The sequence below is a fragment of the Pseudomonas mangiferae genome, assembly GCF_007109405.1.
GTDB classification, from domain to species: Bacteria; Pseudomonadota; Gammaproteobacteria; order Pseudomonadales; family Pseudomonadaceae; genus Pseudomonas_T; species Pseudomonas_T mangiferae.
In genome coordinates this window covers 300,266-319,976 of record NZ_VJOY01000003.1, presented here as the reverse complement: position 1 = coordinate 319,976, position 19,711 = coordinate 300,266, and the positions used below count along the sequence as shown (strand labels likewise).

Here is a 19,711-nt window from a genome sequence, read left to right as displayed (position 1 = left end):
GTCCAGGCCTCATTCCTCGGGCATGCGGAAAAGGCGGTGTGGCAGCGCTGACGGCACGGCTCGATCGCCAAGAAGAATGCTCGCCCCAGCGCAAGCCCCCCGTTCCGATCTCGTCCAGTGGCAGGGTGGCTGCGGGCTTTGCGCTGCATCGAGCGAGGGTGGCCCCGGGCCAATGGGCATCCAGGCGCCTAGGCGTCTCGGTCGCTCCCCTGACGCCCGGCGCCCTTCGACAGGTGCGCCACCAGTTGCCGGGCATGGGAGGGCAGGCGTTCCCAGTCCCTGATGCACAGCCGCAGTTCGCGGGTCGCCCAGGCGTCCTCCAGGGGCACGATGTTCACCGGCAATTCGTGGACATGGCGCAGCGCCGCGGCCTCGGGGAGCATGGCGATCCCGGCGTTCTGCGCCACCAGCTGGGCAATGGCGTCGAAGCTCGGCGCCCGCACCCGGATCTTCAGCGGCACCCCGTTGTTCAGGGCGGTTTCCTCGATGAAGCGCTGCATGGCCCGTTCCGGGGGCAGGCAGACGAAGGAAAAGCCCAGTGCGTCGCGCATGTTGGCCGTCTGCCGCTGGGTCAGGGGATGCGAGTGCGGCACCAGCAGGACCAGCTTGTCGTCGCGGAACGGCAGGGAGATCAACCCTTCCGTGGGCAGGTTGCCGTCGTAGACGCCGATCTCCGCTTCGCCGGCCTGCACCGCCTTGAGAATGTCGCGGCTCTTCTGCTCCACCAGTTGCAGGTCGATCTCCGGGTAGTCCATCAGGAACGGCCCCAGGGCGGAGGGTAGGAAGGTGCTGTTTGCCACCGTGGTGGCGGACAACCGCAGGCTGATCCGCTGATGGCCCGCCAGGTCCTTCACCGCCTGCCGGAGTTTCTCCGCCTCTCCCAGGACTGCCACGGCCTGGTCGATGACCAGCCGGCCGGCCGGCGTCAGGGCCATGCCTTCCGGAGAGCGATTGAACAGGATGAGCCCGCAGCGCTCCTCGAACAGCCGCAGCCGGTTGCTGGCGGCAGAAACCGCGACGGGAAAGGTGGACGCCGCCTTGCTCAGGCTGCCGGTGGTGGCGATGGCCACGATCAGGCGAAGGTCGATCAGGTCGAAGTGCAGGGCGTTCATCTGGGGAGAAGGCAGCGTGCTGAAAAAAGCGATACGGCCGAGTGGCGCGTTCCACGCAGAATAAGCCCTTCTGTCCTTGCCCTGGAAGCCGTCCCGTGAAGTCCCTGCCCCTGTTGTACCGGCAAAGCGTGGGAGATGGCCGTTTCTACGCGGTGTTGTCCGCGGCCGGCTTCAGCCTGAAGGCCATTTTCGTCAAGCTCGGCTACGCCGCCGGCCCGGTGGACGCGGTGACCCTGCTGGCCCTGCGCATGGGCCTGGCCCTGCCGCTGTTCCTCGGCCTGATCTACCTGAGCCGGCAGGACAGCGAGGCGCCCCTGGATGCCGGCGGCCTGCTGAAGATCCTGCTGCTGGGGGCGGTCGGCTACTACCTTTCCAGCCTGTTCGACTTCTACGGGCTGGAGTACATCAGCGCCGGCCTGGAACGCCTCATCCTGTTTTCCTACCCGACCCTGGTCCTGGTGATCCAGGCCGTCCTGCTCCGGCAGTGGCCGGCCTCCCGCACGTTGCAGGCCATGGGCATCTGCTACCTGGGGCTGGGTGTGGCCTTCCTGCACGATGTGGGCTTCGCCGGGGGCGGCGATGCCGTGCTCAAGGGGGCTGCCTGGGTCTTCGCCAGCGCGGTCACCTATGCCTTCTACTACATCGGCACGGGGGCGCTGGTGAAGCGGGTCGGCTCCATGCGCCTGGCCGGGCTGGCCGGCAGCGCCTCGGCGATCTTCGTGCTCGGCCACTACGGCCTGACGACCGGGGGCAGGAACCTGGCGGGGCTCGACGGAGCGGTGTGGCTCTATGCGGCGCTGATGGCGCTGTTCTCCACCGTGCTGCCGGTGTACTGGATGGCGCTGGCCATCCAGCGCATGGGGGCAGCCCATGCGGCCACCATCGGCAACCTCGGTCCAGTGCTCACCCTGTTCGCCGCCTGGGCGATCCTCGGCGAGCAGGTGTCGGTGTACCAGCTGGGCGGCCTGGCCCTGGTGCTGTTCGGGATTTCCCGGATCAAGCCCGCGGCGCCGAAGGCCACTGGCCGGTAACACAAGCGGCAAGGCCCTCGACCGCGATCATCGGCCTGAAGCGGACGCCAGTCGGCAGGCCAGCACCAGGAACACCGCGCCGAGGAACAGGTTCAGGCGCCGGGCGATCCGGGCATTGGTGGCGAGGACGGTACCGAAGCGGCTGGCCAGCAGGCTCACCGCACCGTTCACCAGCAGGCCGATGCCGTTGAGGAGCGTCGCCAGCAGCAGGATCTGGGTAGCAACGGAGCCTCGCTGCGGGTCGACGAACTGGGGAAACAGCGCCAGCACGAACAGCGCCATCTTCGGGTTGAGCAGGTTGGTCAGCAGGCCCTGGGTGAAGATCGACAGGAGCGGCGTGGTAGCCGGCTTCGTCTCGATCGCCAGGGCCGGGCGCTTCGTGGTGAAGGCCTTCCAAGCCAGGAACGCCAGGTAGGCGGCCCCGACGAAGCGCACGACGTCGTAGGCCAGGGGCACGGCGACGAACAGCTGGGACAGGCCCAGGGCGGCGGCCAGCGCGTGGCAGTAGGTGCCCGCCTGGATGCCGGCCAGGGACATGAAGCCCGAGGCCTGGCCCTGGCTGAGGCTGCGGGAGGCGATCAGCAGCATGTCCGGGCCGGGCGTCAGTGAGAGGGCCAGGCAGGCGCCGGCGAACAGGATGGCTACCGACGGATCGATCATGGAATGCTCCTGGGCCCGGAGGCCGACGCGGCGGCTGGATCGGTGTGTGGACGCGGAAAGAAGCCGCCAGAATACCCCGGCGGGCCCCGCGGTGGCAGGGCGGTTGGTGGCGAGCCGTCGGCGCGCCGGAGGGGCGGTGCATCTATCGCTCGTTTCTTCGCGAGGCCTCTGGAAGACGGTTTGCCAACGAACCTTGCGCGTGAGGGGCACGTTTCGCAAAGCGGCTTGCCGTAATGCCGGACAGTTTCCGTGGTGTGCCAGGCGGTCAGGGTGGCGGCGACTCCAGGCGCGCGGGCAGGGCCGCCAGGCAGACCGCAGGCGATCGCTCTTTCACGGGTTGGGCGCCCGCGGGATCGGTCGCCGGGCCGTGGGTGTGCTTAAATCGGCGCCACCTACGACTGCGGGGAGCCCCCATGCTGGAACTCGAAGAGCCGTCCAGGGACACGATGCTGGAGCCTGAGCTGTCGGTGGATGCCCAAGGGCTGGTCAGGCTGCGGTTTCCCCACCTGGGGCTGACCCTCGAAGCGCCCGCCGCGCAGATTCGCATCGCCGTGGAAGCGGTGAGGAAGCAGCGCCCGATGCGGGTATCCGCCGAAGCCTTCGAGGGCCCGCTCTGGGAGATCCTGCTCTCGTTCGCCAAGGCCAACGAACTGCGCCGGCTCATCGACCCGAACGCGGCGCGTACGTAGGCGAAGTGCTTCAGGAGCGAGGGATTCCAAGGGGATGCGCACTGCAGCACGGCACGTCGCAGCGGCGCATTCAACGGCGGGGGATACGAATGGCCGACGGCCAGGGCGACCACGCGGAATTGGTGCGCTGAATGACTTTGCGGGCAAAAAAAAAAGCCCTGCATCGCTGCAGGGCTTCGTTTTATCTGGCTCCGCGACCTGGACTCGAACCAGGGACCCAATGATTAACAGTCATTTGCTCTACCGACTGAGCTATCGCGGAACAACGGTGCGTATCCTACTGATTAAAAAGGGGAAGTCAATACCCTTCGGATGACTTCCCCCGTGTCGTCAGAGGACGGCGGCGATGGCGCGGGTCACGGTCTGCAAGTTGCCACGGTTCAGGGCGGCAACGCAGATGCGGCCGGTGCTGACGGCGTAGATGCCGAACTCGCTCCGCAGCCGGTCCACCTGGTCGGCGCTGAGCCCGGAATAGCTGAACATCCCGCGCTGGCGCGCGACGAAGCCGAAGTCCCCGACCGATGCCAGCTGGTCCACCAGGGCCAGGCGCATGGCGCGGATGCGGTCGCGCATCTCCGCCAGTTCCTGCTCCCAGAGCGTCCGCAGGGCGGGATCGTTGAGCACGCTGGCGACGATCACGGCGCCGTGGGTGGGCGGGTTGGAGTAGTTGGTGCGGATCACCCGCTTCACCTGGGACAGGACCCGGCCACTTTCTTCCCGGGACCCGGTGACCAGGGACAGCGCGCCGACCCGCTCGCCATACAGGGAGAAGGACTTGGAGAAGGAGCTGCTGGCCAGGAACGGCAGGCCGGAATCGGCGAACAGCCGCACCGCCGCAGCGTCTTCCTCGATGCCATCGCCGAAGCCCTGATAGGCCATGTCGAGGAACGGGATGTGCCCGCGGGCGCGGACCACGTCCAGCACGGCACGCCAGTCGTCCGGGGTCAGGTCGACGCCGGTGGGGTTGTGGCAGCAGGCGTGCAGCACGACGATGGAGCCGGCGGGCAGGGCGTTCAGGTCGTCCAGCAGGCCGGAACGGTTTACCCCGTGGCTAGTCGCATCATAGTAGCGGTAGTTGCGCACCTCGAAGCCGGCGGCTTCGAACAGGGCGCGATGGTTTTCCCAGCTGGGATCGCTGATGGCCACCACCGCGTCGGGACACAGGCGCTTGAGGAAGTCGGCGCCGATCTTCAGGGCACCGGTGCCGCCTACCGCCTGCACGGTGACCACGCGGCCGTCGGCCACCAGGGCGGAGTCGGCACCGAACAGCAGGGTCTGTACCGCCTTGTCGTAGGCGCCGATGCCGTCGATGGGCAGGTAGCCGCGAGACGCGTGGGCCGCTACCCGGGCCTGCTCGGCCTGGGCCACGGCGCGTAGCAGCGGGATGCGGCCCTGTTCATCGCTGTAGACGCCCACCCCGAGGTTGACCTTGTCCGGACGGGGGTCGGCATTGAACGCTTCGTTGAGACCCAGGATCGGGTCCCGTGGGGCCATCTCGACGGCGGAAAACAGACTCATGTGCGCTGGCTCTGGGGGTGGGGAAGAAAGAGGCCGGCAACGCCCGTCCACGGAAAGGGTGGGGGTTGCGTAAACGGGTCGCTATTATAGCGGCCATGGGTGTTCGGAGCGATAACGCATCCGCGCTTTTCGCCCGCTTTGACGTGAGCCTCGCCGCCACGTCACAGCCGTCTGTCGAGGGGGCTTCATGTCCGAGTTCCAACTGGTCACGCGTTTCCAGCCCGCCGGCGATCAGCCGGAAGCCATCCGTCAGATGGTGGAGGGGCTGGAGGCGGGCTTGTCCCACCAGACCCTGCTGGGGGTCACCGGCTCCGGGAAGACCTTCAGCATCGCCAACGTCATCGCCCAGGTGCAGCGACCGACCCTGGTGCTGGCGCCCAACAAGACCCTGGCCGCGCAGCTCTACGGGGAGTTCAAGACGTTCTTCCCGAACAACGCGGTGGAGTACTTCGTTTCCTACTACGACTACTACCAGCCCGAGGCCTACGTGCCGTCGTCGGACACGTACATCGAGAAGGACTCGTCGATCAACGACCACATCGAGCAGATGCGCCTGTCGGCCACCAAGGCGCTGCTGGAGCGCTCGGACGCCATCATCGTCACCACGGTGTCCTGCATCTACGGCCTGGGCAGCCCGGAGACCTACCTGCGGATGGTTCTCCACGTGGACCGTGGTGACAAGCTCAACCAGCGCGATCTGCTGCGCCGGCTCACCGACCTGCAGTATGCCCGCAACGAGATGGATTTCGCCCGGGCCACCTTCCGCGTGCGCGGCGACGTGATCGACGTGTTCCCGGCCGAGTCCGACCTGGAGGCGGTGCGCATCGAGCTGTTCGACGACGAGGTGGAGAGCCTGTCCGCCTTCGATCCCCTCACCGGCGAGGTGATCCGCAAGCTGCCGCGCTTCACCTTCTTCCCCAAGACCCACTACGCCACGCCGCGGGAAACGCTGCTGGACGCGGTGGAGAAGATCAAGGTGGAGCTGCAGGAGCGCCTGGATTTCCTGCGCGGCCAGCACAAGCTGGTAGAGGCCCAGCGCCTGGAACAGCGCACCCGCTTCGACCTGGAGATGATCCTCGAACTGGGCTACTGCAACGGCATCGAGAACTACTCCCGCTACCTGTCGGGGCGCGGCTCTGGCGAGGCGCCGCCGACCCTCTACGACTACCTGCCGGCCAACGCCCTGCTGGTGATCGACGAATCCCACGTCTCGGTGCCCCAGGTCGGGGCCATGTTCAAGGGCGACCGGTCCCGCAAGGAAACCCTGGTGGAGTACGGCTTCCGCCTGCCCTCGGCGCTGGACAACCGACCGCTGCGCTTCGAGGAATGGGAGGCCATCAGCCCGCAGACCATCTTCGTTTCCGCCACGCCCGGCCCCTACGAGGCGGACCACGCCGGTCGGGTGGTGGAGCAGGTGGTGCGGCCCACCGGCCTGGTGGACCCAGTCATCGAGGTGCGCCCGGCCACCACCCAGGTGGACGACCTGCTCTCGGAAATCCGCAAGCGCGTGGCCGCCGAGGAGCGGGTGCTGGTGACCACCCTGACCAAGCGGATGTCGGAGGACCTCACCGACTACCTGGCCGATCACGACGTGCGGGTGCGCTACCTGCATTCGGACATTGATACCGTGGAACGGGTGGAGATCATCCGCGACCTGCGCACCGGGACCTTCGACGTGCTGGTGGGGATCAACCTGCTGCGGGAAGGCCTGGACATGCCCGAGGTGTCCCTGGTGGCGGTGCTGGACGCCGACAAGGAAGGCTTCCTGCGCTCTGAGCGCTCGCTGATCCAGACCATCGGCCGGGCAGCGCGCAACCTCAACGGCCGGGCGATTCTCTACGCCGACAACGTGACCGGCTCGATGCAGCGGGCCATCGACGAAACCGAGCGGCGGCGCGAAAAACAGATGGCTTTCAACGAGGCCAATGGCATCGTGCCCAAGGGCGTCAAGAAGGACATCACCGACATCCTCGAGGGTGCCGTAGTGCCCGGCGGGCGCGGCAAGCGCCGGGGCGTGGCCAAGGTAGCGGAGGAAAGCGGCAAGTACGAGACCGAGCTGCGCTCCCCCAGCGAGATCAACAAGCGCATCCGCCAGCTGGAGGACAAGATGTTCCAACTCGCCCGGGACCTGGAGTTCGAGGCCGCCGCCCAGGTGCGCGACGACATCCAGAAGCTGCGCGACCGACTGTTGCAGGTCTGAGTCGGGCCAGGCCGCTGGCGGTGCTGCCCGATCCCCGGCGGTCGCCTCGCCTCAGCGGCGGCCGAGGACGATCAGGGTCACCCCGGCCAGGGTGGCCACGCAGGCCAGCAGGGCGACGCCGCTCAGGCGCTCGCCCAGCAGCAGGTAGCCCAGCAGCAGCGCCACCAGCGGGTTGACGAAGGCGAAGGTGGACACCAGGCTCGGCCGCACTTCCCGCAGCAGCCAGAAATACGCCGGGTACACCCCCAGGCTCACCGGCCCCACCAGGTAGGCCAGCCAGAGCCAGCCCTGGTGAGAAATGGCGTCCAGGCCGAAGCCCTGCCAGTCGCCGCGCAGCAGGGCGCACACGCTGAGGATCGCCGAGCCGGTCAGCATCTGCAGGGCGAGGCCGGTCCACTGGGAACGGAACGGTGCGCGCCGGCGCATCAGCCAGGCGCCTACCGCCCAGAGCAGCGTCGCCCCCACCACCAGCGCCCCGGCGAACCACTCGGCGGGCCCGGCATCGCTGGGGAAGCCCTTGCCCATCAGCAGCACGATCCCGGCGATGGCCACGGCCAGCCCGGCCAGTACCCGCAGCGGCGGGCGATCCCCCAGCAGCCATTCCAGGGCCACGCTCCACAGCGGTAGGGTGGTGTAGAGCATCGCCAGCAGCCCGGTGGGCAACACCCGGTTGGCGAAGATCAGCGCGCCCTGGGCCACTGCGATCAGCAGCAGTCCACCGATCAGCACGCTGCCCAGGTCCTGCCGGCCCAGGTGGGCGCGGCCGCTGGCCAGCGCCCAGGCCAGGGCCAGCAGCCCGGCCAGGAGGAAGCGCAGGGAGCCCACCACGAAAGGTGGGATCTCCCGCAGCAAAAAGTGGTTGGCCAGGTACGTGGTGCCCCAGCCGATGTAGAGCACGGTGAAGGCCAGGACGAGGAGCAGGGTGCGGCGTGAAGCGGGCGAAGCGGACATCGGTACTACCCGGGAAGAAGCGCGAGGCGCGAGGTCAGTGGGCGGCGCCACCGGTGGCATTGGCCGGCAGCGGACGGGTCAACAGCACGGCGAGCATGCTGATGGCCAGGGCGAGGCCGACGAAATGGAAAGCGTCGTTATACGCCATGATCGCCGCCTGCTGGTGAACGATCTCGCTCAACTTGCCCAGGGCCGCCTGTTCGTTGCCGATCCGCGCGGTGAGCTGGGCGAGGCGTTCCTGGGCCTGGGGGTTGGCCGGCCCCAGGGCCTCGCGCAGGTAGTCGAAGTAGACCTTGGCGCGGCTGTCCAGCAGGGTCGCCAGCAGGGCGATGCCGATGGCGCCGCCGAGGTTGCGCAGGATGTTGAACAGGCTCGACGCGGAGCCGGCGTCCTGGGGGCGGATGTAGGCAGTGGCGATCAGCGAGATGGTCACCATCACCATGGGCTGGCCGATGGCGCGGATCACCTGGATGTGGTTGAACTGCGGGCCGGCAAAGTCCGGGTCGAGCACCCCGGAGGCGAAGCTGGAGGCGCCGAACAGCAGAAAACCCAAGGCGCAGAGCAGCCGCGGCGGGATCACCTTCATCAGCTGCGGCACCAGGGGGATCAGGAACAGCTGGGGGATACCCATCCACATGATCACCTCGCCGATCTGCAGGGCGTTGTAGCCCTGGATCTGCGCGAGGTACAGCGGCAGCAGGTAGATCGAGCCGTACAGGCCGACGCCCATGCCGACGCTGGCGATGCTGGTCAGGCCGAAGTTGCGCTCCCGCAGCACCCCCAGGTTGATCAGCGGGTGGGGCCGGGATACCTGGAGGATGACGAACAGCACCAGGCTCACCAGGGCGACGGAACCCAGGCCGACGATCAGGCTGGATTCCAGCCAGTCCTTGCGGTGGCCTTCCTCCAGGAACACCTGCAGGCAGCCGAGGCCGAGCCCGAGGGTGAGGATGCCGGCGTAGTCGGTGGTCTTCAGCAGCTCCCAGTGGGGCGCCTTCTTCTCCAGGCCGTAGAGCAGGCCGGCGATCATCACCAGCCCGGGCGGGACGTTGATGTAGAAGATGTACTCCCAGCCGAAGCGCTCCGTCAGCCAGCCGCCCAGGGTCGGCCCGATGGAGGGGGCGAAGGTGGCAGTGATGGCGAACAGCGCCATGCCCTTGGCGCGGTGCCGGTCCGGCAGCTTGATCAGGGTCAGGGTGAAGGCCAGGGGGATCAGCGCGCCGCCGGTGAAGCCCTGCAGGGCGCGGAAGACGATCATGCTCTCCAGGTTCCAGGCCAGGGAGCAGAGCAGCGAGGCGGCGAGGAAGCCCAGGGACACCCAGAGCGCCAGGCGCCGCGCCGAGAGCAGCTGCACCAGCCAGGCGGTGAGGGGGATCATGATGATCTCCGCCACCAGGTAGGAGGTGGAGATCCACGAGCCTTCTTCCAGGGTGGCGGACAGCGCGCCCTGGATGTCCTTCAGGGAGGAGTTGGTGATCTGGATGTCCAGCACCGCCATGAACGCGCCGAGCATGGCGCTCATCACCGCGATCCAGTCGCGTCGGCTGGGCTCGGCGGTGGGTCGGATCAGCGCATCGGCGGCCACTAGCGGTCGCGTCCGACGGCCACGTCCACCTGCACCGACATGCCCGGGCGGATACGACCGCGCAGCGGATTGTCCGCGGCCATGGCGATCTTCACCGGGATGCGCTGCACCACCTTGGTGAAGTTGCCGGTGGCGTTGTCCGGCGGCAGCAGGCTGAACTGCGCACCGGAGGCGGCGAACAGGCTGTCCACGCGACCCTCGATGGGCGTGCCGGGGAAACTGTCGAACTCCAGCTCCACCGCCTGGCCGGGCTGCATGCGGCCGATCTGGGTTTCCTTGAAGTTGGCCTGGACCCAGATGTCTTCGTCCGGCACCAGGGACATCAGGTAGGCGCCCACCTGCACGTACTGGCCGCTGCGCGCCGAGCGCTGGCCGACCAGGCCGGCCACCGGTGCGCGGATCTCCGTGCGCCCCAGGTTCAGGTCGGCCTGGGCCAGCTCGGCGCGGGCCTCGGCGATCAGCGCGTCGAGGCGCTTGAGCTCGGCGGCGAGGGCGCCCACCTGTTCCTGCTGGGCCTTGAGGTCGGCCTCCGCCTTGGCCACCTGGGAGCGGGCGACGTGGCTGTCGGCGGACAGGGTGGTGACCCGCTCCTCGGAGACGTAGCCCGGCTTGCGCAGGGTCTGGGCGCGGGTCAGGTCGATCTGGGTGCGGTCGAGGGTGGCGCGGCTGGCGGCCAGCTGCGCCTGGCCGGCGGCGATCAGGCTCGCCTGCTGGGTCAGCTTGCTCTGGGCCTGGACCCGCTCCGCCTCGCGGATCGCCAGGGCCGCGGTCGCGCGCTGGCGGGCCAGGTCGAAGTCGTCGGCCTCCAGCCGCACCAGCACGTCGCCCTTGGCCACGTGCTGGTTGTCGCTCACCAGTACCTCGACGATGCGGGCATTGACCTGGCTGGACACCCGGGTGATCTCGCCCTGCACATAGGCGTTGTCGGTGGTCTCGTGGAACCGTCCCACCAGGTACCAGCGGAGCAGGAAACCGCCCGCGACGAGAATCAGCAGGGCAAGAAAGATCAACAGGCGACGCTTCAGGGTGGCGGGCATGGCGGGGTATCGAGGGGAAAAGTGTAAAGGAATTTAACAAATGTCCGGTGTTGGCACATAGCCGGTACACTTCAGAAACTTTGTTGTTTATGAGGAACAATAATGGGGCTGGATGACGCGCTCATTTTCACCCGGGTGGTGGAGTACCACAGTTTTACCCAGGCCGCGCACAGCCTCGGCATGCAGAAGTCCACCGTCAGCCGCCGCATCGCCCTGCTGGAGGAGCGGCTGGGGGTGCGCCTGCTGAACCGCACCACCCGCAAGCTGCGCCTGACGGAAGTGGGGCAGGCCTACTACGAGCGCTGCCGGCAGATCATGCTGGATTTCGCCGAGGCCGAGCAGGCGGTCATGCAGTTGCAGCAGGAGCCGTCCGGGCTGTTGCGGATCACCGCCCCCATCGAGTTCGGCCAGCTGTTCCTCGGCCGCGTGCTGGGCGCGTTCATGCGCCAGTACCCGCAGATCACCGCCGAAGTGGAGATCACCTCCCGGGCGGTGGACCCGGTGGAGGAGGGCGTGGACATCGTCATCCAGGTCGGTCAGCCCCAGGACTCCACCCTGATCGCCCGCAAGCTGTTCGAGAGCAGCCGGCGCTTCTACGCCAGCCCGGACTACCTGGCGGCCCATGGCACGCCCCTGGAGACGACGGACCTGTCCGCCCACCGCGCAGTGCTGCTGCCCCAGGACGCGAGCCGCTACTGGCCGCTGTTGGGGGACAGCGTGCCGTGCCAGCGGGCGCTGTCCTGCAACAACATCACCTTCGCCCGCGAGGCGGTGATCGCCGGCGCCGGCATCGCCGGGTTGCCCACCATGATCAGCGACGAGGCGGTGCGCCTGGGTACCCTGGTGGAACTGCTGCCCCAGGCGCGTCTGCCCATCGGCGAGTTGTACGCGGTCTACCCGTCGCGGCGCTTCCAGGCGATGAAGGTGAAGACCTTCCTGGACTTCCTCATGAGCAATCTGCCGGTGGAGAACGGCCGGCTGCTGGAGCCCGTCGCGGCGTGCCTGTTAACATCGCCCCCTTGAAGTCGCCCTCGCGCCCGTCCGTCGCGGCGCCCCGTTTCGGAACCTCCCCATGACCACCGTTCGTACCCGTATCGCGCCGTCGCCCACCGGCGACCCGCACGTCGGCACCGCCTACATCGCCCTGTTCAACCTCTGCTTCGCCCGCCAGCACGGCGGCCAGTTCATCCTGCGGATCGAGGACACCGACCAGGTGCGTTCGACCCGCGAATCCGAACAGCAGATCTTCGACGCGTTGCGCTGGCTGGGCATCGAATGGGACGAGGGCCCGGACGTAGGCGGCCCCCACGGCCCCTACCGGCAAAGCGAGCGCGGCGACATCTATCGCCGCTATGCCCTGGAACTGGTGGAGAAAGGCCACGCCTTCTACTGCTTCTGCACCCCCGAGGAGCTGGAGCAGATGCGCGCCGAGCAGACCGCCCGGGGCGAAACGCCGCGCTACGACGGCCGCGGCCTGCAGCTGTCCGCCGACGAGGTGCAGCGTCGCCTGGCGGCGGGCGAGCCCCACGTGATCCGCATGAAGGTGCCCAGCGAGGGCATCTGCGTGGTGCCGGACCTGCTCCGTGGCGACGTGGAGATTCCCTGGGACCGCATGGACATGCAGGTGCTGATGAAGGCCGACGGCCTGCCCACCTACTTCCTCGCCAATGTGGTGGACGACCACCTGATGGGCATCACCCACGTGCTGCGCGGCGAAGAATGGCTGCCTTCGGCGCCCAAGCTGATCAAGCTCTATGAATACTTCGGCTGGGAACAGCCCCAGCTGTGCTACATGCCGCTGCTGCGCAATCCGGACAAGAGCAAGCTGTCCAAGCGCAAGAATCCCACCTCCATCACCTTCTACGAGCGCATGGGCTTCTTGCCCGAGGCGATGCTCAACTACCTGGGGCGCATGGGCTGGTCGATGCCGGACGAGCGCGAGAAGTTCTCCCTGGCGGACATGATCGAGCACTTCGACCTTTCGCGCATTTCCCTGGGCGGGCCGATCTTCGACCTGGAGAAGCTGTCCTGGCTGAACGGCCAGTGGATTCGCGAGCTGCCGGTGGAGCGCTTCGCCGCCGAGGTGCAGAAGTGGGCGCTGAACCCCGAGTACCTGATGAAGATCGCCCCGCTGGTGCAGGGCCGCGTGGAAACCTTCAGCCAGATCGCCCCGCTGGCCGGCTTCTTCTTCGCCGGCGCGTTGCCCCTGGAGCCCGGCCTGTTCGCCCACAAGAAGCTGGACGCCGACCAGGTTCGCCAGGTGATGCAGCTGGTGCTGTGGAAGCTGGAAGCGTTGCGCCAGTGGGACAAGGAGCGCCTCACCGCGTGCATCCAGACAGTGGCCGAGCACCTGCAGCTCAAGCTGCGCGACCTGATGCCGTTGATGTTCCCGGCGATCACCGGGCAGGCCAGCTCCGTGTCGGTGCTGGACGCCATGGAAATCCTCGGCCCGGACCTCACCCGTTTCCGCCTGCGCCAGGCCCTGGAGACCCTGGGGGGCGTGTCGAAGAAGGAAACCAAGGAGTGGGAAAAGCTGCTGGCGGCCCTGGGCTGACCGGCGGCGTCTCGCCGCGAGGGCCCGCGCTTTCGCGGCGGTTCGGGTAAGTGGTTGTTCTTCCTCCGAAAAAAAATCGATCCGGACAGAAAATTTTGTTGACAGGCGGGGAGGGCGCCCCTAACATGCGCCCCGTCCTGTAAGGGGGCTATAGCTCAGCTGGGAGAGCGCTTGCATGGCATGCAAGAGGTCGACGGTTCGATCCCGTCTAGCTCCACCACCCCTCCCTCGGGAAGGGTGCCACCATCGGCGATGAGCCGATGTGCAGAAGGGTATCAGCGTCCCCTTCGTCTAGTGGCCTAGGACACCGCCCTTTCACGGCGGTAACAGGGGTTCGAGTCCCCTAGGGGACGCCACTGTTTCCAGCGTCCGGTTCACGAACCGGGCGCGCGGTCGAAAGATCGCACCCAGGCAGCTCGCGCTGCAGGCTTTTCGGGGCTATAGCTCAGCTGGGAGAGCGCTTGCATGGCATGCAAGAGGTCGACGGTTCGATCCCGTCTAGCTCCACCAAACGTCAGACAAGGCCAGCCTTCGGGCTGGCCTTGTTCTTCGAAGGTCATGTCCCCTTCGTCTAGTGGCCTAGGACACCGCCCTTTCACGGCGGTAACAGGGGTTCGAGTCCCCTAGGGGACGCCAGTTTTCCCGCTCTGCGGGCTTTCAAGGGTCATTCCGTCATGGAGTGGCCCTTTTGTTTTTCTGCCTCCCGAATCTTCCAGTCTCGCGTCCCGCGAGCGACATCATGCGCGTCCATTCCGCGGGGTGCGCGTCCCGGTGCGCGCGCCGAATCCACCCGAACCCGAGGCGCTCGCGCCGTTCAGACGTAGGGATCGGCGCCGCGAGTGGTTACACTGCGCGACCCACCGAGCGCCGGCGTCCTTCGCGGCCTCGGACCTGACAGCCTGCCGAGACGGGAGACGACATGGCCCTGACGATGGAAGCGGTATTGCAGCGGGCGCGCCCGGTGATGCCGGTATTGGTGATCGAGGACGTGGGCCTCGCCGTGGACCTGGCCGCGGCGCTGCAGGCCGGCGGCGTACAGGTGCTGGAAGTGACCCTGCGCACCCACCGCGCCCTGGAGGCAGTGTCGGCGATCAGCGAGGCCTTCCCCGACCTGCTGGTGGGCGCCGGCACCCTGATCCACACCGAGCAATTCCTCGAGGCCCGCGACGCCGGTGCCCATTTCGTGGTCAGCCCGGGCTGTACCCAGCGCCTGGCCGCCGCGGCCGAGGACGCGGGCCTGCCGTACCTGCCGGGGGTGATGACGCCGTCCGAGGTGCTGCAGGCCCTGGAGTACGGCTACCGCTCCCTGAAGCTGTTCCCGGCCAACGGCAACGCCAGCGTGAAGATGCTCAAGAGCCTCAAGGGGCCGTTCACCGGCATTCGCTTCTGTCCCACCGGCGGCATCACCCCGGACAACCTGGCCGGCTTCCTGCGCCTGCCCAACGTGACCTGCGTGGGCGGCACCTGGATCGCCCCGGACAACCTGATCCGCGCCCGCGCCTGGGACCAGATCACCCAACTGGCCCGGGAAGCGCAGCTGCTGGGCGGCGACCTGGAGCGACCGACATGACCTGGGACCTGCCCGATCCGTTCGTGATCGACCTCATGGTGGCCGCCGACGACATCGACGGCCTGGGCCACGCCAACAACGCGGTCTACGTGACCTGGCTGGAGCGCTGCGCCTGGCGCCATTCCCAGCGCCTGGGGCTGGACCTGGCGGAATACCGCCGGCTGGACCGGGCCATGGCGGTGGTGCGCCACGAGATCGATTACCTCGCCAGCGCCTACGAGGGCGAGGCGCTGGAGATGGGAACCTGGATCGTCGAATCCGACCAGCGCCTGAAAATGGACCGCTGTTTCCAACTGGTCCGTCCGGCGGATGGCCTCACATTATTGCGTGCACGAACTACATTCGTTTGCATCGAACTGTCGACCGGACGGCCGAAACGTATGCCGCCGGAGTTTGTCGAAGGCTACGGAAAGGCTCTACGACGGGCCTGAGAGATGGAAAATCGTCCCCGCTTCGGATAGCGTGGGCAGCCCAAGGAAGGGTACGTGTCATGAAAGGAACGAGTCATCCCACGTCTTTGCAGGTCAAGCTGGCCTCGCAAATTCTCTCCGCCATTCAGTCCGGCGAATTCGCCGCCGGGCGCCACCTCAAGGAAGTCGAGCTGGCCAGCCGCTTCGGCGTGTCGCGTTCGCCGATCCGCGGTGCCCTGGCCTACCTGGCGTCCCGCTCCCTGATCGAACCGTTGCCCCAGCAGGGTTATGGCGTGCCGCGCCAGCTGCGCACCCAGCGCCTGCCGACGCGCCTGCCCTTGAGCGAGGACGAGGAGTTGTACCGCCGCCTGCTGGGCGACCGCATGGCCCGCCGGCTGCCCGACCAGATCATGGAGAGTGACGTACTGCGCCGCTACGGGGTCGGCAAGGCGACCCTGCGGCGCTGCCTGCTGCGCCTCTCGGAGGAGGGCGTGATCCAGCGGCGGCATGGCCACGGCTGGCTGTTCCTGCCCACCCTGAATACCCCCCAGAAGCGCTACGAGAGCTACCGCTACCGGATGCTGGTGGAGCCGGCGGCGCTGCTGGAGGATTCCTTCGGTCTGTGTGGTGACCGGCTGCGCCAGTGTCGCCAGCGTCACCTCGACCTGCTGGCCGCGCTGCCGGACGGTTCGGGTTTCTTCGCCGCCAATTCGGAGTTCCACGAGCTGCTGGCGGCGTCCTCCGGCAACAGCTACATCCTCCAGGCGGTGCGCCAGCAGAACCGCCTGCTGCACCTCAGCGAGAGCCTGCGGCACCCCAATCCGGAGGACGTGCGCCTGTCCTGCCGCGAGCACCTGGCGATCCTGGATGCCCTGGAGCAGGGCGAGAACGAGTGGGCAGCGACCCTGATGCACCGGCACCTGGAGGTGTCCAGCCGCCGCCATCACGGTGCCGACGGGCAGGCACTGGACGATGGGGAGGACCTCGCCGCAGAAGGTCGGGGCGGCGAAGTGGTGGCCCAGGCGGCGCGGGCCTCCGGGGGTTAGTCGATCAACGGCGAAAGGAACACGCCGCTGGTATCCACCATGACCCGGTACTGGCGGGTCTCGCCGGGCTTGAGAATCGCCGACTGCACGGCGCCGGGGGTGTTGCTCTCGGCGCAGTAGCCGGCGCTGGACAGGGACGCCGACACCCCCACCTCGCCGCTGGGCACGTTGAGGGTCACCGACTGGTCGGGGGCCAGCTCGGCGGCCAGTTGGCCGTTGATGAACAGGGTCACGTCACAGGCGTTCGGGGCACTGCTGTCGCGGCCGATCATCAACCGGGCGGGCGCCAATGGCGACGGGTCCGGCGGTCCGGGCGGGATCGAGTCTTCGGCGGCCAGGGCCAGGCCGGCCACCAGCAGGATGGGGAGGGGCAGCAGCGGATGACGCATGGGTGGCTCCAGACGAGGCATTCAGGAGTGAGACCGCCCGCCGCCCGCGGCGCTCCACCCATTTCGCGCCGTGCGGCGCTTCGAACCCCGCCAGTGCTGCACTACACTACGCGCCCTTTTTGGCTTGGCGGATCGATCCCCATGCAAATCGCCCTGGCGCCCATGGAAGGCCTGGTGGACGACATCCTGCGCGACGTGCTCACCCGGGCCGGCGGCATCGACTGGTGCGTGACGGAGTTCATCCGGGTCTGCGACCGCCTGCTGCCCGCCAGCCATTTCCACAAGCTCGCGCCCGAGCTGCGCCACGGCGCGCGGACCCCGGCCGGCACGCCCATGCGGGTCCAACTGCTGGGCTCCGACCCCGCCTGCCTGGCGGACAACGCGGCGTTCGCCTGCGAACTGGGGGCGCCCGCCATCGACCTGAATTTCGGCTGCCCGGCCAAGACCGTCAACAAGTCCCGGGGCGGAGCGGTGCTGCTCAAGGAGCCGGAGCTGCTCCACGCGATCCTCTGCGAGGTGCGCCGGGCGGTGCCGCCCTCGATCCCGGTGACGGCGAAGATGCGCCTGGGCTTCGACAGCCCGGACGGCGCCCTGGACTGTGCCCGGGCCCTGGCCGAGGGCGGCGCCGGCCAGCTGGTGGTGCATGCCCGGACCAAGGTGGAAGGCTACCGGCCGCCCGCCCACTGGGAATGGGTGGCCCGGGTGCAGGACGTGGTTAAGGTGCCGGTGTTCGCCAATGGCGAGATCTGGTCCCTGGAGGACTACTTGCGCTGCCGTGCGGTGAGCGGGGTCGAGCACGTGATGCTGGGGCGCGGGCTGGTGTCGCGGCCGGACCTGGCCCTGCAGATCGCCGCCTGGCGCGACGGCGGCGCTTGCGCCGCCCTGGACTGGACGGCGCTGCAGCCGCTGCTGCGGGACTTCTGGCGGCAGGCGCGGCGCAAGCTGGCGCCGCGCTATGCGCCGGGCCGTTTCAAGCAATGGCTGGGGATGCTCACCCGGGGCTACCCGGAGGCCGTGGCGCTGTTCGCCGAGATCCGCCGCGACAGCGATTGCCAGCGCTTCGACGCCTGGCTGGAGTTCGCCCCCGGCGAGGCCCTGGACGTGGCCTGACCCCTCAGTGGGTGGCGATCCAGATCAGCAGGCCGGCCTGGAACATGGCGAAGGTGACCAGGCAGGCGATGGTGAAGCGCAGGCTGGTGTCGTCGCGCTTGAAGGTGCTCAGGCGCTGGTTCAGGGTGCGCAGCTCGGCGTCCTGCTCCCGCAGGTTCTGGTCGGCCAGTTGCAGCATGGCCGCGGCCTCCAGCAGGTCGACGAACTGGACCTTTTCCTTGTTCCAGTCCGGGTGCAGCTCGCTGACCCGGCCGGCGCCGAAATGGCCCTTGGTCTGCGCCTCGCCTTCGTAGGTCAGCTCGAAGCCCTGGGCCCGCAGCACATGGTCGCGGCGCAGGCGCGCGTCCTCGGTGAGCGCGTCCTTCGCCGCCAGGGTTCCCGGCTCGACTCGATAGTGCGCCCATTTCTGCCGCGCCCAGGCGATGCCCTGGGCCAGCAGGAAGCGCCCCAGGCCGCGATTGGCCGGGTCCAGCGGCGTACTGCCCTCCAGTTCGAAACGAACCCGCTTCTCGCGATGGTCGACCCACACGTCCAGCATGTTCTGACCGGCCCGCAGGTGCTGGCCGGGCACCTCCACGCCGAGGCGCAGCAGGCTCTGCTCGGGGCTGTGCCGCTCCGCCTGGCCGAGCTGCACGAAGCGCAGCGGGCGCGCGCCGCTGCTGCGGTCGGTGGGCAGGGGCGCGAGCCGCAGCAGGCGCTTGCGCTCGGTCTTCAGGTCCGCCCAGGGATGGACGCGCGGAGTGTCTTCGGCGGCGTCCGGGGAATCGGCGGTGGGTTCGGTCATCGGCGGCGTCCTCCTGGCGGGCCCAGCATGCCAGCCGTCGCCGGTTTGGCCAAGGCGACGCGCTGGGTGGGGAACCGGCTTATCGGCTGCCGTCGGCCGCGCTGGAGGCGGGAAGGGCGTCGATGAAGCGGAACAGCTGCGGGCCCAGTTCGCCCGCCAGGGGCAGGCCCGGCTCGTCGTAGGAGTCCAGTTGCCGACGGCGATCCAGAGGCACCACCCGCATCACGTGGTTCATGCCGGGGATCAGCGCCAGCTCGGCGTCCGGGCGCGCCGCCTTCAGCCGCTCGGCATCCTTCACGCTGACCTGGATGTCGTGGGTGCCCTGGATGATCAGCGCCGGCAGGCGCAGGCGCCCGAAGGCTTCGGCGGGCTGCTGGCGGAACAGGCTGATGAGGTACGGCTGCACGCTGGGGCGGAACAGCACCTGTAGCTCGTCGGGGACCTCGTCCACCGTATGGCCGGCCTTGAGCGACTCGATCAACGCTTCGCTTTCGGCCAGCAGCGGCGGCGGCAGGCGACCGCCGAGCTGCTCCCGCAACAGGTCGTCCACCGGGCGCGAGGTGCCGGCGATGACCACCAGGGCGTCGGCGCCGGCGGGCTCCGCGGCGAGGCTGGCGATCAGCGCGCCTTCGCTGTGGCCGATGAGGATCAGCGGGCCGAAGCGCGGGTCGTCCTTGAGCCGGCGGCCCCAGGCGATGGCGTCGGCGACATAGCCCTCGACGCTCAGGCTGCGTTCGTCCGGCGCGGCCGGCTTGCTGGCGGCCACGCCACGCTTGTCGAAGCGCACGCTGGCGATGCCATGGCCGGCCAGCAGCCGCGCCAGCCGCTTGAGGCCGTCGTTGCGCCCGCCGTAGGGGTTGTTGCCGTCGCGGTCGGTGGGGCCGGAGCCGGCGATCAGCAGCGCCACCGGGACGCGCCCGTCGCGCTTGGGCAGCAGCAGGCTGCCGCGCAGCACGCCACTGCCGGTGTCGAGATCGATCGGGCGTTGCAGGACCGGGGCGGGGGCGGCGTGGGTGAAACCGACGAACAGCAGCAGGGACAGGGCAAGGGTTCGCAACATCGGGG

General features: G+C 68.3%; 18 protein-coding genes and 5 tRNA genes. 13 read left to right on the top strand and 10 right to left on the bottom strand.

The annotated features are described in order from the left end of the window. Positions 1–188 precede the first annotated feature (188 nt). Positions 189–1,112, bottom strand: coding sequence for a LysR family transcriptional regulator (locus FM069_RS05875; protein ID WP_233281987.1), 924 nt, complete (start codon positions 1,110–1,112; stop codon positions 189–191). Positions 1,113–1,207: 95 nt separating this feature from the next. Here FM069_RS05875 and FM069_RS05870 point away from each other — a divergent pair, with 95 nt between their 5' ends. After that, a complete protein-coding gene (locus FM069_RS05870; protein ID WP_143487351.1) occupies positions 1,208–2,143 on the top strand; it encodes a DMT family transporter in 936 nt (311 codons plus the stop codon). A 27-nt stretch (positions 2,144–2,170) separates the two neighbouring features. Here FM069_RS05870 and FM069_RS05865 read toward each other — a convergent pair whose 3' ends face one another. Beyond that, positions 2,171–2,803 carry a LysE family translocator gene (locus FM069_RS05865; protein ID WP_143487350.1) on the bottom strand — a complete coding sequence of 211 codons (633 nt, stop codon included), beginning with the start codon at positions 2,801–2,803 and terminating at the stop codon, positions 2,171–2,173. 413 nt (positions 2,804–3,216) lie between these two features. On the opposite strand from FM069_RS05865, the gene FM069_RS05860 reads away from it, so the two are divergent. Beyond that, positions 3,217–3,492: a hypothetical protein gene (locus FM069_RS05860; protein WP_143487349.1), complete on the top strand. Its 276-nt coding sequence runs from the start codon at positions 3,217–3,219 to the stop codon at positions 3,490–3,492. Between the two features lie 186 nt (positions 3,493–3,678). Here FM069_RS05860 and FM069_RS05855 read toward each other — a convergent pair. After that, positions 3,679–3,754: transfer RNA gene (locus tag FM069_RS05855), tRNA-Asn, on the bottom strand. A gap of 68 nt (positions 3,755–3,822) precedes the next feature. Next, positions 3,823–5,010 (bottom strand): amino acid aminotransferase, encoded by a 1,188-nt coding sequence (locus FM069_RS05850; protein ID WP_143487348.1) that lies wholly within the window; start codon positions 5,008–5,010, stop codon positions 3,823–3,825. Between the two features lie 187 nt (positions 5,011–5,197). Between FM069_RS05850 and uvrB the strand changes: the two genes are divergently transcribed. Further along, positions 5,198–7,210: an excinuclease ABC subunit UvrB gene (gene uvrB / locus FM069_RS05845; protein ID WP_143487347.1), complete on the top strand. Its 2,013-nt coding sequence runs from the start codon at positions 5,198–5,200 to the stop codon at positions 7,208–7,210. Positions 7,211–7,261: 51 nt separating this feature from the next. Here the strand turns inward: uvrB and FM069_RS05840 are convergent, their stop codons facing one another. The 3 genes from FM069_RS05840 to FM069_RS05830 are packed head-to-tail and all read right to left on the bottom strand — an operon-like array spanning position 7,262 to position 10,783. Then, positions 7,262–8,161 (bottom strand): EamA family transporter, encoded by a 900-nt coding sequence (locus tag FM069_RS05840; protein ID WP_143487346.1) that lies wholly within the window; start codon positions 8,159–8,161, stop codon positions 7,262–7,264. 34 nt (positions 8,162–8,195) lie between these two features. After that, positions 8,196–9,686 (bottom strand): MDR family MFS transporter, encoded by a 1,491-nt coding sequence (locus FM069_RS05835; RefSeq protein WP_178106678.1) that lies wholly within the window; start codon positions 9,684–9,686, stop codon positions 8,196–8,198. A 59-nt stretch (positions 9,687–9,745) separates the two neighbouring features. Continuing rightward, complete coding sequence (locus FM069_RS05830) at positions 9,746–10,783, bottom strand: HlyD family secretion protein (RefSeq protein ID WP_143487344.1); 1,038 nt, start codon at positions 10,781–10,783, stop codon at positions 9,746–9,748. Positions 10,784–10,885: 102 nt separating this feature from the next. Here FM069_RS05830 and FM069_RS05825 point away from each other — a divergent pair, with 102 nt between their 5' ends. The 9 genes from FM069_RS05825 (at position 10,886) to FM069_RS05785 (ending at position 16,363) form a co-directional block, all read left to right on the top strand. Beyond that, positions 10,886–11,806, top strand: a complete 921-nt coding sequence (locus tag FM069_RS05825; RefSeq protein ID WP_143487343.1) for a LysR family transcriptional regulator — start codon at positions 10,886–10,888, stop codon at positions 11,804–11,806. Between the two features lie 49 nt (positions 11,807–11,855). Beyond that, entirely contained in the window at positions 11,856–13,337 is a 1,482-nt protein-coding gene (gene gltX / locus FM069_RS05820) for a glutamate--tRNA ligase (protein WP_143487342.1), read from the top strand. 144 nt (positions 13,338–13,481) lie between these two features. Continuing rightward, a tRNA-Ala gene (locus FM069_RS05815) sits at positions 13,482–13,557 on the top strand. A 60-nt stretch (positions 13,558–13,617) separates the two neighbouring features. Then, a tRNA-Glu gene (locus tag FM069_RS05810) sits at positions 13,618–13,693 on the top strand. 78 nt (positions 13,694–13,771) lie between these two features. After that, a tRNA-Ala gene (locus FM069_RS05805) sits at positions 13,772–13,847 on the top strand. Positions 13,848–13,897: 50 nt separating this feature from the next. Then, positions 13,898–13,973: transfer RNA gene (locus tag FM069_RS05800), tRNA-Glu, on the top strand. 283 nt (positions 13,974–14,256) lie between these two features. After that, positions 14,257–14,907 (top strand): bifunctional 4-hydroxy-2-oxoglutarate aldolase/2-dehydro-3-deoxy-phosphogluconate aldolase, encoded by a 651-nt coding sequence (locus tag FM069_RS05795; protein ID WP_143487341.1) that lies wholly within the window; start codon positions 14,257–14,259, stop codon positions 14,905–14,907. Continuing rightward, positions 14,904–15,338, top strand: coding sequence for an acyl-CoA thioesterase (locus FM069_RS05790; protein WP_143487340.1), 435 nt, complete (start codon positions 14,904–14,906; stop codon positions 15,336–15,338). Before FM069_RS05795 ends, FM069_RS05790 begins: the two co-directional genes overlap by 4 nt. A gap of 59 nt (positions 15,339–15,397) precedes the next feature. Further along, positions 15,398–16,363, top strand: coding sequence for a GntR family transcriptional regulator (locus FM069_RS05785; RefSeq protein ID WP_143487339.1), 966 nt, complete (start codon positions 15,398–15,400; stop codon positions 16,361–16,363). On the opposite strand, the gene FM069_RS05780 is transcribed toward FM069_RS05785, so the two are convergent. Continuing rightward, the gene (locus tag FM069_RS05780; protein WP_143487338.1) at positions 16,360–16,752 is read right to left on the bottom strand and encodes a hypothetical protein; all 393 of its coding nucleotides are present in this window, start codon (positions 16,750–16,752) and stop codon (positions 16,360–16,362) included. The genes FM069_RS05785 and FM069_RS05780 overlap by 4 nt on opposite strands. 141 nt (positions 16,753–16,893) lie before the next feature. On the opposite strand from FM069_RS05780, the gene FM069_RS05775 reads away from it, so the two are divergent. Next, a complete protein-coding gene (locus FM069_RS05775) occupies positions 16,894–17,862 on the top strand; it encodes a tRNA dihydrouridine synthase (RefSeq protein ID WP_143487337.1) in 969 nt (322 codons plus the stop codon). Positions 17,863–17,866: 4 nt separating this feature from the next. Here the strand turns inward: FM069_RS05775 and FM069_RS05770 are convergent, their stop codons facing one another. Together FM069_RS05770 and FM069_RS05765 are read right to left on the bottom strand one after the other, a co-directional pair. Next, the gene (locus tag FM069_RS05770) at positions 17,867–18,646 is read right to left on the bottom strand and encodes a hypothetical protein (RefSeq protein ID WP_143487336.1); all 780 of its coding nucleotides are present in this window, start codon (positions 18,644–18,646) and stop codon (positions 17,867–17,869) included. A gap of 79 nt (positions 18,647–18,725) precedes the next feature. Then, a complete protein-coding gene (locus FM069_RS05765; RefSeq protein ID WP_143487335.1) occupies positions 18,726–19,706 on the bottom strand; it encodes an alpha/beta hydrolase in 981 nt (326 codons plus the stop codon). Positions 19,707–19,711 lie beyond the last annotated feature (5 nt).